This is a genomic window from Variovorax davisae (genome assembly GCF_030316845.1).
GTDB lineage: Bacteria > Pseudomonadota > Gammaproteobacteria > Burkholderiales > Burkholderiaceae_C > Variovorax > Variovorax davisae.
The window spans coordinates 191,590-207,338 of the sequence record NZ_JASZYS010000006.1; the positions used below are offsets into that span (position 1 = coordinate 191,590).

Sequence of the window (15,749 nt, forward strand, 5' to 3'; positions counted from 1 at the left end):
CGCCGTCGCCAGCCCACGCCATGGCCCACCCACCCGATCCCGCTGCCGAGCTGCCGCCGGCCGTGCCTCGGCCGTTCTGGACCATCGCGCGGCGCGACAGTGCGGCGGGCCTGCTGTTCGCCGCGCCGCAGCTGGCGGGCACGCTGGTGTTCGTGCTGGTGCCGCTGGCGCTGGTCTTCTGGTATTCGCTGCACGAGTGGAACGTGCTGGCCAACACCTTCCACTACACCGGTGCCCGGAACTACGAGCTGCTGCTGGGCGACCCCAGCCTGCCCGGGGTGCTGCTGGCCTCGGCGCTGTTCTCGGGCGGGCTGGTGGTGCTGAACATGAGCCTGGCCCTGCTGCTGGCCGTGCTGCTGAACCAGAAGCTGGCGGGCATCGCGGTGTTCCGCACGCTGTTCTTCTCGCCGGTGGTGGTCTCGCTGGTCGCCTGGACCATCGTCTGGGGCTTCCTGCTGCAGCACAACGGCGGCCTCAACGGCACGCTCAGGCTGCTGGGCATCGAAGGGCCGAACTGGCTGCGCACCCCCGCCACCGCGATGCTCTCGGTGATCGTGGTGCAGGTGTTCAAGAACGTCGGGCTCAACATGGTGCTGTTCCTGGCCGCGCTGCAGGGCGTGCCGCGCGAGCTGTACGAGGCCGCGCGCATCGACGGCGCGTCGCGCTGGCGGCAGTTCCGACGCATCACGCTGCCGCTCATCAGTCCGACCATCCTGCTGACGTCCATCATCACCATCGTCGGGTCGCTGCAGGTGTTCGCGCAGATCGCGGTGCTGACCCAGGGCGGGCCCGGCGTGTCGACCACCGTGCTGGTGTACTACCTGTACCAGCAGAGCTTCCAGTTCCATCGCTTCGGCTATGGCTCGACGCTGGCGATCCTGCTGTTCGCGATCGTCGCGCTGCTGACGCTGGCCCAGTGGCAGATGCGCAAGAGGTTCGTCTTCCATGAACGGTGAGATTTCCGCCCGCATGAAGGTCGCGCTGTACGGGCTCCTGTGCGTGCTGCTGATTCCCTTCGTGTTCCCGACCTGGTGGATGCTGACCTCGTCGCTGAAGCCGATCAGCGACATCTTCGTGTTTCCGCCGCAGCTTTTCCCGACCCACCCGGACTGGAGCAGCTACGCGCAGGTGTTCACGGTCCAGCCCTTCGCGCAGCAGTACTGGAACTCGGCCTGGATCGCCGGCGTGGTGACGGCCGCCACGCTGGCCATCTCGTCGATGGCCGGCTATGCCTTCGCGCGCATCCGCTTCCCGGGCGCCAACGCCTTGTTCATCGTCGTGCTGACCGGCCTGCTGATCCCTTCCGAAGTGACGATCGTGCCGCTGTTCCGGATGTTCCTCGCGCTCGGCTGGGTCAACACCCACTGGCCGCTGGTGCTGATTCCGGTCTTCGGTGCGCCCAGCGTGTTCGCCACCTTCGTGATGCGCCAGTTCTTCATCGCCCTGCCGGCAGAACTGGAAGAAGCCGCGCGGGTGGACGGCCTCGGACGCTTCAGGATCTTCCGCACCATCGCGCTGCCGCTGGCGCGGCCGGCGCTGGCATCGGTGGCGATCTTCACCTTTCTCCACAGCTGGAACCTGTACCTGGAACCGATCGTGTTCCTGTCGACGCCGTCCAAGTTCACACTGCCGCAGGCACTCACGCAGTACACCGACGCCTACGGCGGGCCGATGTGGAACATCCAGCTGGCCGCGGCGACGCTCACGGCGCTGCCGGTGCTGATCGTCTTCGTGCTGGCCCAGAAGCAGTTCGTCGAAGGCCTGGCCCACACCGGGCTCAAGGGCTGAGCCTCCACCCACCGACCCCCTTCATGGCAGAAGTCCTCCTCTCCGGAATCCAGAAACGCTTCGGCACCGTGCCAGTGATCCATGGCCTCGACCTGCACATCCGCGATGGCGAGTTCGTGGCGCTGGTGGGGCCCTCGGGCTGCGGCAAGTCGACCTTGCTGCGCATGATCGCCGGGCTGGAGGCGGTGTCGCACGGCCGCATCCGCATCGGCGGGCGCGACGTGACCGACCTGGACCCGAAGGACCGCGACATCGCCATGGTGTTCCAGAACTACGCGCTCTATCCGCACATGACGGTGGCCGCCAACATGGGCTTTTCGCTGGAGCACCGCGGCCGGCCGAAGGCGGAGATCGCCGAGCGGGTGCGCTGGGCCGCCGACATCCTGGGGCTGGCGGCACTGCTGGAGCGCCATCCGCGCCAGCTCTCCGGCGGCCAGCGCCAGCGGGTCGCGATGGGGCGCGCCATCGTGCGCGATCCGCAGGTGTTCCTGTTCGACGAGCCGCTGTCCAACCTGGACGCCAAGCTGCGCATCGTGATGCGCGGGGAGATCAAGGCCCTGCACCAGCGGCTCAGGACCACCACGGTCTACGTCACGCACGACCAGGTCGAGGCGATGACCATGGCCGACCGCATCGTGGTGCTCAACGCCGGCCGGGTCGAGCAGGTCGGATCGCCGCTCGAACTGTTCGACCGTCCGGCCAACCAGTTCGTGGCCGGCTTCATCGGCTCGCCGGCGATGAACTTCGTGCCGGGCCGCTGCACGCCCAGGGGCTTCGAGGCCGCCGATGCGCTGCTGCTGCTGCCTGCGGACACCCTCGCCGCCCACGCGGGACGGCAGGCCGTCTGCGGCATCCGGCCCGAGCACTTCGAGATCTGCGAGCCGGGCCAGGGGGTGGCGGCGCAGGTGCAGGTGGTGGAGCCGCTGGGCTCCGAGACGCAACTGGGCCTGCGCCTGGGCCCGGCCCAGGTGGTGGCGCTGTTCCACGAACGCCTGGCCATGGCACCGGGCGACGTGCTGCACCTGCGGCCGAAGTCCGGCACCGTGCATTTGTTCGACCCGGCCACCGGCCTGCGGATCGACGCCGCCTGAGCGCAAGGGGCCTCGTGTCCCCGGCGGAAGCGGTGTATCGTGCCCTCCCGACCACCCTGCCCTGTCCGCGATGAACGCCGCCACCCTCGCCGTCTTTGCCCTGGTCGCCCTGGTGGCGATCGCCACGCCGGGCCCGACCGTGCTGCTGGCCCTGGCCAACGGGTCGCGCCATGGCGTGCGTCGCTCCCTGCCCGGCATGTTCGGTGCCGTGGTCTCGGACTTCGTGCTCGTGGGCGCGGTGGCGCTCGGCCTGGGCGCGCTGCTCGCCGCTTCCGAGTTCTGGTTCTCGGTCGTCAAATGGGTCGGTGCCGCCTACCTCGCCTGGCTCGGCCTTCGGCTGCTGCGCTCCAAGGGTGGCCTGGACCTGTCGCAACTCGATGAGCGGCGAGGCCCCGTGAGCACGCGGCGGATCTTCGCGCGCTCCTTCCTGGTCGCCGTGACCAATCCCAAGGGCTACCTGTTCTGCTCGGCGCTGCTGCCGCAGTTCATCGACGCCTCGGCACCGCAATGGCCCCAGTACGCCGCCATCGCGCTGGTTTTCGCCGGCCTCGACTTCCTCGTGATGCTGGGCTATGCGGTGGTCGGCGCGCGCGCCGTGCGGCTGCTGCGCCAGCGCGCGGTGCTGTGGCTGGACCGCTCCTGCGGCGCGGCGTTGCTGGCGCTGGCCGGCTCCCTGGCCTTCTATCGGCGCGCCACGCCCTGAGATTCGCGCCTCAATGGCGCAGGATCGAAGGGATGTCGGAATGGTCCAGCAGTGCCTCCAGCGCCGTCACGGCGCGCTGGAACTCGTCTTCCTCGACGCCGCGCGCCTGCAGCCAGCCGTGCACGAAGCTGCGGAACGCCAGCTTGAAGCTGTCGTCGGCCATGCCATGGGCGGCGAGCAGGGCGATGCCGATCACCTGGAACGTCGCCAGGCCGCGGGTGGCCTCGCTGTAGTTCTCCTCGAAGCTCCGGGCCAGTCGTTCGCTGGCAGCGCCGTTCGAATTCATGGTGGGTGTGCCCCTGGTTGGCGGGTGCGATCTCGGCCAGCAAAATCTTGCGCCATTGCGACCGCTTTGTGAACTGTCTGTTCGGGTAAGGGCCTCTGCCCTTTGGTGAGGGATTCCACCAAGGCATGGGCCGGTCCGCCGCGGCGCATACTGAGGGCAGACCCGCGCCGACCCCCACCAGGCCGCGGGCGGCAGCCAGGAGACACGCCTTGCAGCGAACCGACATTGCCAACCCGGCCTATTTCCACAAGGTCGTCGATTGCCAGTACGCCTGTCCGGCGCACACCCCCGTCCCCGAGTACATCCGCTTGATCGCGCAACGCCGCTACGGCGATGCCTACATGATCAACTGGGTCTCGAACGTGTTCCCCGGCATCCTGGGGCGCACCTGCGACCGGCCCTGCGAGCCGGCCTGCCGGCGCGGGCGGGTCGAGGAAAGCAACGCCCAGGCGCCCGAGCCGGTGGCCATCTGCCGGCTCAAGCGGGTGGCGGCCGACCTGAAGGAAGACGTCCGCGCGCGGATGCCGGCGGTGGCGCCCCGCAACGGCAAGCGCATCGCCTGCGTCGGCGCCGGGCCGGCCTCGCTCACCGTCGCGCGCGACCTTGCGCCGCTGGGCTACGAAGTCACGGTGTTCGACGGCGAGGCCAAGGCCGGCGGTTTCATCCGGACCCAGATCCCGCGCTTCCGGCTCCCCGAATCGGTGATCGACGAAGAGACCGGCTACATCCTCGACCTCGGCGTCGCCTTCCGTTCCGGCGAGCGCATCGAGTCGATGAAGGCGCTGATCGCGCAAGGCTGGGACGCGATCTTCGTCGGCTGCGGCGCGCCGCGCGGGCGCGACCTGCAGGTGCCCGGCCGCCAGGAAGCGGCCGCCAGCATCCACATCGGCATCGACTGGCTCAACTCGGTCTCGTTCGGCCACGTGACAAGCATCGGCCGGCGCGTGATCGTGCTCGGCGGCGGCAACACGGCGATGGACTGCTGCCGCTCGGCCCGCCGCCTCGGCGGCACCGACGTCAAGGTCATCGTGCGCAGCGGCTTCGACGAGATGAAGGCCTCGCCCTGGGAAAAGGAGGACGCCCAGCACGAGGGCATCCCGATCCTCAACTTCCACGTGCCCAAGGCCTTCGTCCACGAAGAAGGCCGGCTGCTGGGCATGCGCTTCGAGATCGTGCGGGCCGAGTACGACGACCAGGGCGGCCGCACGCTGGTGCCCACCGGCGAGCCCGAGGCCTTCATCGAATGCGACGAGGTGCTGGTGGCGGTGGGCCAGGAAAACGCTTTCCCGTGGATCGAGCGCGACTGCGGCATCGCCTTCGACAAGTGGGGCCTGCCGACGCTCGAAGAGAAGAGCTTCCAGTCGTCGGTGCCGAACATCTTCTTCGGCGGCGATGCGGCCTTCGGCCCCAAGAACATCATCACCGCCGTGGCCCATGGCCACGAGGCGGCGGTGTCGATCGACCGGCTGCTGCATGGCGACGCGGTGTATGTCCGACCGGCGCCGATGACCAACCTGGTGTCGCAGAAGATGGGCATCCACGAGTGGAGCTACGACAACGACACCTCCAACGACCTGCGCTACAAGGTGCCCTGGGCCAAGGCCGAGGCCGCGCTGGCCAGCATCCGGGTGGAGGTCGAGCTGGGCTTCGATGCCGCCACCGCCTTCAAGGAGGCCGAACGCTGCCTCAACTGCGACGTGCAGACCGTCTTCACCGAGACCGCCTGCATCGAATGCGATGCCTGCGTCGACATCTGCCCGATGGACTGCATCAGCTTCACGGTCAACGGCGAGGAGAGCGAGCTGCGGCCCCGGCTGAAGGCGCCCGCGCTCAACCTCGCGCAGGACCTGTACGTGTCCGGCGGGCTCAAGACCGGCCGCGTGATGGTCAAGGACGAAGACGTCTGCCTGCACTGCGGCCTGTGCGCCGAGCGCTGCCCCACCGGGGCCTGGGACATGCAGAAATTCCTGCTCAAGATGACGCCGGCCGGGCCGAAGGCACGGGCCGCACAGGAGGTGGCGGCATGAGGCGAATCGAAGCGGTCAACGATTTCGTCATCAAGTTCGCCAACGTCAACGGCTCGGGTTCGGCCTCGGCCAACGAGCTGTTCGCCAAGGCGATCCTGCGCATGGGCGTGCCGGTGAGCCCGCGCAACATCTTCCCGAGCAACATCCAGGGCCTGCCGACCTGGTACGAGGTGCGCGTCACCGAAAAAGGCCACCTGGGCCGACGCGGCGGCACCGACATGATGGTGGCGATGAACCCGCAGACCTGGGACGCCGACGTCGCCGAGCTCGAGCCCGGCGGCTACCTGTTCTACGACAGCACGCGGCCGCTGCCGCCGTCGAAGTTCCGCGACGACATCCGGGTCATCGGCATGCCGCTGACCGAGATCTGCAACGCGGTCTACCACGACCCGCGCCAGCGCCAGCTGTTCAAGAACATCGTCTACGTGGGCGCGCTGGCGATCCTGCTGGGGATCGAGCCCGAAGTGGTCGAGAAGCTGTTCGGCGAGCAGTACAAGGGCAAGGAGAAGCTGCTGGCCTCCAACGTGCAGGCGCTGCACCTGGGCTGCGACTTCGCGCGCGAGAACCTGCGCGAGCCGGTGGGCCTGCAGGTGCGGCGCGCCGACCGGGTCGGCGACCGGATCTTCGTCGACGGCAACAGCGCCGCGGCGCTGGGCTGCGTGTATGGCGGCGCCACGGTGGCGGCCTGGTACCCGATCACGCCCTCGTCCTCGGTGGCCGAGGCCTTCCAGAAGTACTGCGCCAAGTTCCGGGTCGACCCGGCGACCGGCCAGAACCGCTTCGCCATCGTCCAGGCGGAGGACGAGATCGCCTCCATCGGCATGGTGGTCGGCGCCGGCTGGAACGGCGCCCGCGCCTTCACGGCGACCTCGGGGCCGGGCGTCTCGCTGATGACCGAATTCATCGGCCTGGCCTACTTCGCGGAGATTCCGGTCACCCTGATCAACGTGCAGCGCGGCGGGCCCTCCACCGGCATGCCCACGCGCACCCAGCAGGCCGACATCCTCGCGTGCGCCTACGCCTCGCACGGCGACACCAAGCATGTGCTGCTGTTCCCCGAGGACCCGCACGAGTGCTTCGAGCACGCGGCGGCCGCCCTCGACCTGGCCGACCGGCTGCAGACGCCGGTGTTCCTCATGACCGACCTCGACATCGGCATGAACCAGCGCCTGTGCGCGCCCTTCGCCTGGGACGACAGCCGCGACTACGACCGCGGCAAGGTCATGAGCGCCGAGGAACTCGAGGCCGGCCGCGACTTCGGCCGCTACAAGGACGTCGACGGCGACGGCATCCCCTGGCGCACCTTGCCGGGCACGCACCCGAGCAAGGGCAGCTTCTTCACCCGCGGCACGACCCGCGACGCCTATGCCCGCTACTCCGAGCGCGGCCCCGACTACGTCTACAACGTCGAGCGGCTGCTCAAGAAGTTCGCGACCGCGGCCGCCCTGGTGCCGCAGCCGGTGCTGCGGCCGGCGGCCCGCAAGACCGAGCTCGGCGTGATCTATTTCGGCTCGACCAGCCCGGCCATGCAGGAGGCGCTGGAGGCGCTGACCGAACGCGGCATCCACCTCGACGCCATGCGGCTGCGCGCCTTTCCGTTCCCGGACAGCGTGGTGCAGTTCCTGGCCCGGCACACGCGGGTGTTCGTGGTCGAGCAGAACCGCGACGCCCAGATGCGCAGCCTGCTGGTCAACGAACTCGAGATCGATCCGGCGCGCCTGGTCAAGGTGCTGCATTTCGACGGCACGCCGATCACGGCGCGCTTCATCGTCGAGGCCATCGGCGCCCATGTCGGGGTGCCCGCGCCCCGCGCCACCGACACCCAGGAAACCGCATGACCTACCTCGCCAAGCCCCGGCTGCGCCATCCGACGCTGGCCACCAACAAGGTCGGCTACACCCGGCGCGACTACGAAGGCAAGATCTCGACCCTGTGCGCCGGCTGCGGCCACGACTCGATCTCGGCCGCCATCATCGAGGCCTGCTGGGAGCTGGACATCGAGCCTCACCGGGTCGCCAAGCTGTCGGGCATCGGCTGCAGCTCCAAGACGCCGGACTACTTCCTGGGCGCCTCGCACGGCTTCAACACGGTGCACGGCCGCATGCCCAGCGTGCTGACCGGCGCCAACCTGGCCAACCGCGACCTGCTGTACCTGGGCGTCTCGGGCGACGGCGATTCGGCCTCCATCGGCCTGGGCCAGTTCGCCCACGCCATGCGCCGCGGCGTGCGCATGGCCTACATCGTCGAGAACAACGGCGTCTACGGCCTCACCAAGGGCCAGTTCTCGGCCACCGCCGACCAGGGCTCCAAGAGCAAGAAGGGGGTGGTCAACACCGACAGCCCGGTCGACCTGGTCGCCATGGCGCTGCAGCTGGGCGCCAGCTACGTGGGCCGCGGCTTCTCGGGCAACAAGACGCAGCTGGTGCCGCTGATCAAGGGGGCGATCAGCCATGGCGGCTCGGCCTTCATCGACGTCATCAGCCCTTGCGTGGCCTTCAACAACCACCCGGGCAGCACCAAGAGCTACGACTACGTGCGCGAGCACAACGAGGCGGTCAGCCGCATCGACTTCATCACCGCCAGGGACGAGATCACCGTCGACATGGGGCCGGGCGAAGTGCTCGACGTGCGCCAGCACGACGGCACCCTGCTGCGGCTGCGCAGCCTGCATGCCGGCTACGACCCGGGCGACCGCTATGCCGCCATGGCCCACATGCAGCGGCACCAGGCGATGGGCGAGGTCGTGACCGGCCTGCTCTACGTCGATCCGCTGGCCACGGACCTGCACACGGCGCTCAACACCAGCGGCCATCCGCTCAATGCGCTGGGCGCGGCCCAGCTCTGTCCCGGGGCCAAGGCCCTCGACCGGCTCAACGATTCCTTGCGCTGAGCCGGCACGCGGGGCACCATAGCGCTTCCTCCGGAGGGCGGACCATGGCCGAACGCACTGTTTTCCAGTCCATCTCGCGCAAGCACGTGACCAGCCTGGGCCCACAGGCCAGCGTGCGGGATGCCGCCTGCATCATGACGCGCGCCAATTGCGGCAGCGTGCTGGTCATGGAGCCGCCCGACAAGCTGCTGGGCATCCTGACCGAGCGCGACCTGATGACGCGCGTGCTGGCCAAGGGGCTCGACCCCGAGCACACCACGGCGCGCGAGGTCATGACGCCCAACCCGATCTGCGTGCCGCCGGAGACTCTGGTGTCCGACGCCGTCGTGCTGATGCTCGAACGCGGCTTTCGCCACCTGCCGCTGGTGTCGGGCACCAAGATCCTCGGCGTCTTCTCGGTGCGCGACGCCCTGCCGAGGGAGATCGGCACCGCGCTCAGCCAGGCGGAGTTCAACGAGCAGGTGAACGACGTCCTTGGCTGAGGCCTTCCCGGTTCCGTGACATTTTCGGGGTTCGGGCGCCCGCAACGCGCGAACCGGCGTCCGGCAAGCCGCCGATCGGCGGCGGGGGCGTCGACAATCGCGGCATTCGCTCCGCCAGAAAACCGCCGGTCATGCCGTCCCGCTCCGCAGTCCTCCGCCTCCTGACCGGGGTGGCCTTCCTCGCCGCCATCCTGCTGTTGACCCTGGTCGCCTGGTGGTCCACCCTGCCCCTGCGGGATGCGGTGATCGAGCGCGCGCACCGGGAGACGCAGCTCGAGGCGCTGAGCCTCTCCGAGCAACTCTCCGCCGTCGCCCGCAGCGCGATCTCCAGCCTGAACGCCATCACCCTGTCGGTCCAGGAGCGCGGCGGCCCGCGCCAGCTGCCCACCGCGGCGCTGCGCGCCGAGCTGCAGCGGGAGGCCGGCGACGAAGTCGGCACGCAGGCCATGTTCGTGGTCGACGCCGACGGCAAGGTGGTGGCGAGCGTCGGTTTTCCGGAAACCCACGAAGGCCGCTCGCTGCTCGACCGGCCGACCATCGCCTATCACTTCCGCCACCCGACGGAGCTCGGCATCCGCGTCGGCAGGGCCCACTACTCGGAACTGACCGGCGGCTGGATCCTGCCGATTTCCCGCATCATCGCGTCGCCCGAGGGCAAGATGCTCGGCGTCGTGTCGGTGGCGATCAACCTCTCGCACATGCGCGAGCTCTACGAGCAGATGGAGAACCTGCGCGAGGCGAGCCTCTCGATCATCGCGCGCAACGGAGAGATCATCTTTCGCTATCCCTTCGTCGAACGCGCCGTCGGCTTCCGGCTCCCGGGCGGGCGGTCGTTCTCCGAACGTACCGGCACCTACGAAGCGGCGAGCCCGATCGACGGCATCACGCGGATCCTCAGCTACCGGCAGCTCGACGACCTCGATGCGGTGATGCTCGTGGGTTTTCCCCGCGACCAGGTGCTGGCGCCCTGGCGCGACGTCGCGCGCGAACGCACGGTCTGGACCGCCTCCAGCCTGAGCCTGCTGGCGCTGCTCTGCGGTGGCGCCTGGCTGGCCTGGCACCGGCAACGCCGGCAGCTGCGCATGATCAGGATGGACCACGCCACGCGGGAGCGCGAGCTGCGCGAGGAAGCGCAGACCATCGAGCGCTTTTCCGTGGCGCTTTCGCAGAGCGTGAGCGAGCCGCTCAGCCATCTGCGGGGCTTGCTGCAATCCGGCGTCGACGGGGCCGCCACGGAGGCGCCGATCGACGCCCGGCGCGATGTCCTCGCGTCGACGATCCGCATGGAGGCGCTCGCCAAGGACCTGCGCGCGCTCGCGCTCGCACGGGACAAGGCGCTCAAGCGCGAGGACCTCGACCTGTCGTCGCTGGCCCATGCCGTCGCGCGCTCGCAGCAAGCCACGCAGCCGGGGCGCACGGTCGAATTCCGCATCCAGGCGCAGATGTACACGACGGCGGACGCGCCATTGCTGAAGCTGGTGCTGGCCAACCTGATCGGCAACGCCTGGAAATTCACGCGGGACTGCCCGCAGCCCGTGATCACGGTCGGGGCGCACACGGGGCTCAATGAAACCACCTTCTGCGTGCGCGACAACGGACCGGGCTTCGACCCGGCGGATTCGCGCAGCCTGTTCAAGCCCTTCCATCGGCTTTCGAATGCCGCGTCGTTCGAAGGCCACGGCATCGGGCTCACGGCCGCCAAGCGCATCGTCGAGCGCCACGGCGGGCGCATCTGGGCCGAGGGCCGCAAGGGCCACGGCGCCGCCTTCTTCTTCACGCTCCAGCCGGCGCTGGCCATCAGTTCCAGCAGCTACCAGGCCGCCCGCAGGGAACTGCAGAAGCTCGGGTAGCGGGGCCCGCCGGCTACGGGCGCGTGCGGGGCACGGCTTCCATCAGCAGCGCGAGCGCCTTGTTCAGTGTCGGCACGGCGAGCCGCTCGCCCTTGGAGTGCCCGATCCGGACCACCACCAGGTCGTGCGACGGAATCACGAGCACCACCTGGCCGCCGGCGCCCAGCATGTAGTAGGCGGTGGTCGGCACCGCGAACGCGCCGGTGCCATTGAGCCAGAAGAAGGCGCCGTAGACCGGCCGCTTGTCGGCCGCCCAGGCCGGCGCGACGGTGCTCACGAAGTCGACGAAGCCTTCGGGCAGCAGGCGCTCGCCGTTCCACACGCCGTCCTGCAGATAGAGGTTGCCCAGCCGCGCCCAGTCGCGGCCAGACATGTAGTCGTAGCCCTGGGACAGGAAGTTGCCGTAGGGATCGGTCTCCATCACCATGCTGCGGATGCCGATCTTGTCGAACAGCTGGCGCTGCGGGAACGACAGGTAGTCCTCGCCGCGCTTCTCGACCGCCAGGCGGACCAGATAGCTGGCCAGCACCGGATCGGTGTTGCGATAGCGGCCCACGGTGTTGGGCGGCCATTGCTGCGGCCGGGTCGCCGCGTAGCTGAAGGCGTTGATCCGTCCGGTGTAGAAGTAGAGATGATCGGGGTAGGGGCCGCTGGGATCGAAGTCCGGATCGTCCGGCGCCCTGATGCGCAGGCCGCTGGACATGCGCAGGATGTCCGAGATCCGGATCTGCTGGCGGCCGTCGCCGGCGCCCTGCCACTCGGGGATCGGCGCCGGCTGGTCGAGGCGGTAGGCGCCCTGCCGGATCAGCACCCCCATCAGGCTCGCCACCACGCTCTTGCCCATCGACCAGGACTCGAGCGGCGTGGTCGCGCCGATGCCGTACATGTAGCGCTCGCCGAGCAGCCGCCCCTTGTGCGTGACCACGAAGGCCGAGGTCAGGGCGTCGGGCGAGGCGAATGCGGCCTCGACGGCCTGTGCCAGCTTGCCCATGTCGACGCCGGCGGGCGGCGGGTCGTTCGGCAGCACGTCCCCCATCGGCCAGGCGACGGTCGCGGGGTCGGGCAGCGCGCTCCTGACCTCGGCCGGCGTGAAGTAGACATCGTCGCGCCCGGGAGGCAGCGTGATGCAGCCCTGCGACCCGAGGTGGCGCGCGACCAGCGTCGGGCCGTTGGGCATCGTGATGCGGACCTCCCTGCGGGTGCGGTCGACGACCGGCCGGCCCACCTTGCTGCGCTGCTCGTAGGGCCCGGTGAAGTAGCCGACGCTCTCGGCGGCGACGTCGGGGTCGAGCCCGGTGATGAACACGGCCGAGCACATCGTCTTGGCATAGCCGGAGGTCTGGTGCTCCAGCGCATCGCCGGGCGGCGGCACGTAGGGTGTGTTCAGCTCCAGCGCCCGGGCCCGCGCGATCAGGGCCTCGGTGGCCGGCAGTTGGGCCGAGGCCGGCGCGGCGGCGGGTGCGGCCGCGATCGCCCCGCCACCGCCGCCACCTCCGCCGCCACCCCCTCCGCAGGCGATCAGCAGGCTGACCAGGAAGATGGCGGAGGCGGCAGCGAGCAATCTGGGCATCGGGTGGGTCGTCGGTGGGTGGCAGGGGGCCTCGAATCTAGCCGGGCATGCCGAGTTCCGCCACCTGGGCATCCAGCACGATCTGCCCGGCGGTCAAGGTCAATGGGTCCGCCCCTTCGTCGCCTTCTGCTTCGCGGCGTCGAAGGCGGCGGCCAGCACCGGCTTGCCCCACTGCGGCACCTGGTCGAGCGCGATGTGGGAGGCGATCTGGCCGCCTTCCATGTGCAGCAGCAGCACGGGCTGCGGCTGGATGCCGGCCTTCGGATCGCCGTCGATGCTGTTGTCGTAGACGCGCAGGCTGGCCAGATGCGGCAGCAGGCGGACGAGGTTCGCGCGGCTGCTGACGTAGCGCGCGCGGATCTTTTCTTCGGGGATGTCGTGGCCGCCGGCGACCACGCGCTCCTTGACGCGCCGGATGTGCTTTTCGGGTGAATCGAGCCCCGCGTACCAGACGTGGACCTGCGCGCCCTTGCGTGCGCCCGCCAGCAGCATGTCGGGCAGCGTCCGCGCGCCCAGCGTGGTTTCGAACGCGAAGTTGAGGCCCCCGGCCAGCGCCCGTTCGAGGCCGGCACGGCCCGTTTCCCAGGCCTGCGCGTTGGCCGCTTCCTGCGTCAGCGAGGGGTTGGCATCCAGCAGCGTGCGCGCCGCCAGGTCGGGATCGAAGCAGGGCACCTTGCGCGCCTGGAGCGCCGCGCCGCCGATGCTGCTCTTGCCGGCGCCGTTGACGCCCGCGAGAACGAAGATGCGCGCGGCCATCAGCGGGTGATCACCTCTTGCCGGACTTGCTGCCGCCTGCGGCGCGGACCGCCGCCTTGCCCAGTTCGGCCGGCGACATCGCGAAGGCGTCTGCCATCGCCCGGGCGGCCTCGTCGCCCTGCATGCGGGCGAACGCGTCGTCGAACTGCCGCGTGAGCGCATCCAGGTCGGGTTCGGCCGCCTGTTCGAGCGCGAGGTAGCGGTCGATCGACATCAGCACCATGGCCGGCTCGTCGTGGCGGGTGACGACCACGGCGCCGTGCGCCATGACGGCGCTGGTGACCTTCTGCATCCCCGAGACCAGCTGGGTGGCCGAGACGGCCGGCAAGCCGCGCGTGAACCGATCGATGGCCTCTGGACGCGAATCGCTCAGGATGGACATGGGAAGCTCCGTTGGATCTCCGAAATACCCGTTTTAACCGATTTGGCTATTTTAGGTATTTTCTGGCAGATCCGGCGACGGGCGCGCGTCCTAGCGCGGCGCCGAGGCCAGCAGCTTCGCAGTGCGCTCGGCGCCCGCCTTGTTGTCGGCCGCCAGCGCCACCTCGCGGGCCCGCGTCCAGTAGTCCCTGGCGAGCGCCGGCCGGTCGGCCGAGGCCTGGCCCAGCAGCAGCAGGTCCTGGTAGATCTTCTCGCTCGCGCCGGCCGCCTTGTCCAGCGCCAAGGCCTCGGCCAGCGGCGCCGCCGCCGCGGCGGGCGTGCGCAGCGCGATGTAGGCACTGCCCTGAAGGCGCAGCGCGTTGGCGCGCTCGAGCGCGTCGTCCTTGGCCAGCGCGCCATGGGCCTGCTGGGCGAAGCGCAAGCCTTCCTCGGCGCGCCCCGCGTTCAGCGCCAGGTAGGCCTTCAGGTTGAGGATCTTGCCCCGCACGCTGCAGCGGCTGCCGCAGAGCGCATCGGCCCGGTCGAGCGCCTGCGTGGCGCCGGCGCGATCGTCGGCCTGCACCGCCATCGCCCGGCGCAAGGCGGCCTCGGCGCGGCGGTCGTTGCTGAACGCGAGCCGGGGCTCGTCCAGCACCGCGTCCAGCTGCGCCAGCGCCTCGTCCCGGCGCCCCAGACCGAGGTCGACCATCGCCAGGTTGAGGCGCGCGACCGCGATCGCATCGTCGTCCTCGATCGACTGCGCGACCTGCAGCGCCTGTTCGAAATGGCGCAGCGCGTGCGGCAGGTCGCCGGCCTTGTAGCGGTCCATGCCCTGGGTGTTGAAGCCCTGGGCCCGGATCTGCGCCGTCGAACGCGCGGGCGGCGTCGAGCAGGCGGCCAGCAGGCCGGCCGCCATGACGCACCAGACGACGGCGGCGCGCCGCAGCGCCCGCCTCATGGCCCGTCCCCCGGCAGCGGCAGGCCGCCGATGCTGTCGATCGGCAGCGACTGCGGCGTGGTGGCGGTGCCGGTCAGCCAGCTGATCGGCCAGGTCTGGCGCGCATCGCTGACCATCTGGTTGGTCTGGGTCGCCGCCGCCTGGACCTGGTCGAGCACGCCGGGCAGCCGTTCGGCGGCCTGCGCCGCCATCGCGTGCACCTCGGCGCTGGCCTGTTGCGACGTGGCCGCCGCCTGCTGCACCCGCTCGATCACCGCCGGCGCGGCATCCGCCACCACCCCGAGGGCCTGGTTCGCCTTTTGCAGCGTCGTGGCCGCGCCGCTCTCGACCGTCTTCACGGCCTGCTGCGCCTGCTGCAGCACCTCGCCGGCCTTGTCGGCAATGGCCGGCATCTTCGACGCCACCTCCTGGCCGGCCTTCAGCGTCTGCTGGAAGGAGCCCTCCGGATCGCTCAGGCTCTCGGTCAGCTTGCGCGCATCGGCGATCGCCGGCATCAGCGCGGCCTGCATGTCCTGCGCCAGCTGGCCCGGGTCCCGGGGGCGCTCGAAAGCGAGCACCTCGCCGGCCGCCACCGGCGGCGCACCGCCGCCGCGCGGCGCCACCAGCTCGATCGCCGGCTTGCCGATCGCGGGGTCCTGGACCAGCCTGGCCCGGGTTCCCTTCGGAAACTCCGCCATGTAGTCGCGGCCGATGCCGAGCTCGACCCTGACGCCCCGGTCGCCGGACGGCGCCGACGGGGCCAGCAGGATGCCGCGCACGCTGCCGATCACGAGGCCGCGGGTCGTCACCGGCATGCCTTCGCTCATGCCGGCCGCGTCGGGCACCTCGATGTAGAGCGGGTCCTGGCGGCTGAAGAGCCCCTGGCGGTAGGCGATCCAGGCCAGCAGGGCGGCGATGACCAGCACGAGCAGGGCCATGGCGGGGGCCGTCCAGCGCCGGGTTTGGGAAGTTGGCATCGAAAATCCTCCGTCGGGTGACAGTGAGAGCG

Annotated in this window: 15 protein-coding genes; 9 read left to right on the forward strand and 6 right to left on the reverse strand. The window is 70.0% G+C overall.

What is annotated here, in order from left to right:
- Positions 1-20: 20 nt before the first annotated feature.
- The 4 genes from QTI33_RS15840 (at position 21) to QTI33_RS15855 (ending at position 3,582) form a co-directional block, all read left to right on the forward strand.
- On the forward strand, positions 21-956 hold the full coding sequence (locus QTI33_RS15840) for a carbohydrate ABC transporter permease (RefSeq protein ID WP_286507038.1): 936 nt from the start codon (positions 21-23) through the stop codon (positions 954-956).
- Positions 946-1,788, forward strand: a complete 843-nt coding sequence (locus tag QTI33_RS15845; RefSeq protein ID WP_286507039.1) for a carbohydrate ABC transporter permease — start codon at positions 946-948, stop codon at positions 1,786-1,788. Before QTI33_RS15840 ends, QTI33_RS15845 begins: the two co-directional genes overlap by 11 nt.
- Positions 1,789-1,811: 23 nt before the next feature.
- Positions 1,812-2,879 carry an ABC transporter ATP-binding protein gene (locus tag QTI33_RS15850; protein WP_286507040.1) on the forward strand — a complete coding sequence of 356 codons (1,068 nt, stop codon included), beginning with the start codon at positions 1,812-1,814 and terminating at the stop codon, positions 2,877-2,879.
- Between the two features lie 70 nt (positions 2,880-2,949).
- Entirely contained in the window at positions 2,950-3,582 is a 633-nt protein-coding gene (locus QTI33_RS15855) for a LysE family translocator (protein ID WP_286507041.1), read from the forward strand.
- A gap of 10 nt (positions 3,583-3,592) precedes the next feature.
- On the opposite strand, the gene QTI33_RS15860 is transcribed toward QTI33_RS15855, so the two are convergent.
- Positions 3,593-3,868: a hypothetical protein gene (locus tag QTI33_RS15860; protein ID WP_286507042.1), complete on the reverse strand. Its 276-nt coding sequence runs from the start codon at positions 3,866-3,868 to the stop codon at positions 3,593-3,595.
- 209 nt (positions 3,869-4,077) lie between these two features.
- Between QTI33_RS15860 and QTI33_RS15865 the strand changes: the two genes are divergently transcribed.
- The 5 genes from QTI33_RS15865 to QTI33_RS15885 all read left to right on the forward strand — a co-directional run bounded on the left by QTI33_RS15865 (position 4,078) and on the right by QTI33_RS15885 (position 11,117).
- On the forward strand, positions 4,078-5,895 hold the full coding sequence (locus QTI33_RS15865; RefSeq protein ID WP_286507043.1) for an FAD-dependent oxidoreductase: 1,818 nt from the start codon (positions 4,078-4,080) through the stop codon (positions 5,893-5,895).
- The gene (locus QTI33_RS15870; RefSeq protein ID WP_286507044.1) at positions 5,892-7,733 is read left to right on the forward strand and encodes a 2-oxoacid:acceptor oxidoreductase subunit alpha; all 1,842 of its coding nucleotides are present in this window, start codon (positions 5,892-5,894) and stop codon (positions 7,731-7,733) included. Before QTI33_RS15865 ends, QTI33_RS15870 begins: the two co-directional genes overlap by 4 nt.
- A complete protein-coding gene (locus tag QTI33_RS15875) occupies positions 7,730-8,785 on the forward strand; it encodes a 2-oxoacid:ferredoxin oxidoreductase subunit beta (RefSeq protein WP_286507045.1) in 1,056 nt (351 codons plus the stop codon). Before QTI33_RS15870 ends, QTI33_RS15875 begins: the two co-directional genes overlap by 4 nt.
- 44 nt (positions 8,786-8,829) lie before the next feature.
- Complete coding sequence (locus QTI33_RS15880; RefSeq protein WP_286507046.1) at positions 8,830-9,267, forward strand: CBS domain-containing protein; 438 nt, start codon at positions 8,830-8,832, stop codon at positions 9,265-9,267.
- Between the two features lie 131 nt (positions 9,268-9,398).
- Entirely contained in the window at positions 9,399-11,117 is a 1,719-nt protein-coding gene (locus QTI33_RS15885; protein ID WP_286507047.1) for a sensor histidine kinase, read from the forward strand.
- A 13-nt stretch (positions 11,118-11,130) separates the two neighbouring features.
- On the opposite strand, the gene QTI33_RS15890 is transcribed toward QTI33_RS15885, so the two are convergent.
- From QTI33_RS15890 to QTI33_RS15910, 5 genes are all read right to left on the reverse strand, one after another.
- The gene (locus QTI33_RS15890; protein ID WP_286507048.1) at positions 11,131-12,687 is read right to left on the reverse strand and encodes a serine hydrolase domain-containing protein; all 1,557 of its coding nucleotides are present in this window, start codon (positions 12,685-12,687) and stop codon (positions 11,131-11,133) included.
- A 99-nt stretch (positions 12,688-12,786) separates the two neighbouring features.
- On the reverse strand, positions 12,787-13,443 hold the full coding sequence (locus QTI33_RS15895; RefSeq protein ID WP_286507049.1) for an ATPase: 657 nt from the start codon (positions 13,441-13,443) through the stop codon (positions 12,787-12,789).
- Positions 13,444-13,453: 10 nt separating this feature from the next.
- Entirely contained in the window at positions 13,454-13,825 is a 372-nt protein-coding gene (locus QTI33_RS15900; RefSeq protein WP_286507050.1) for a type II toxin-antitoxin system Phd/YefM family antitoxin, read from the reverse strand.
- 90 nt (positions 13,826-13,915) lie between these two features.
- Positions 13,916-14,761, reverse strand: a complete 846-nt coding sequence (locus tag QTI33_RS15905; protein WP_286507051.1) for a tetratricopeptide repeat protein — start codon at positions 14,759-14,761, stop codon at positions 13,916-13,918.
- On the reverse strand, positions 14,758-15,717 hold the full coding sequence (locus tag QTI33_RS15910; RefSeq protein WP_286507053.1) for an MlaD family protein: 960 nt from the start codon (positions 15,715-15,717) through the stop codon (positions 14,758-14,760). Before QTI33_RS15910 ends, QTI33_RS15905 begins: the two co-directional genes overlap by 4 nt.
- Positions 15,718-15,749: the final 32 nt, after the last annotated feature.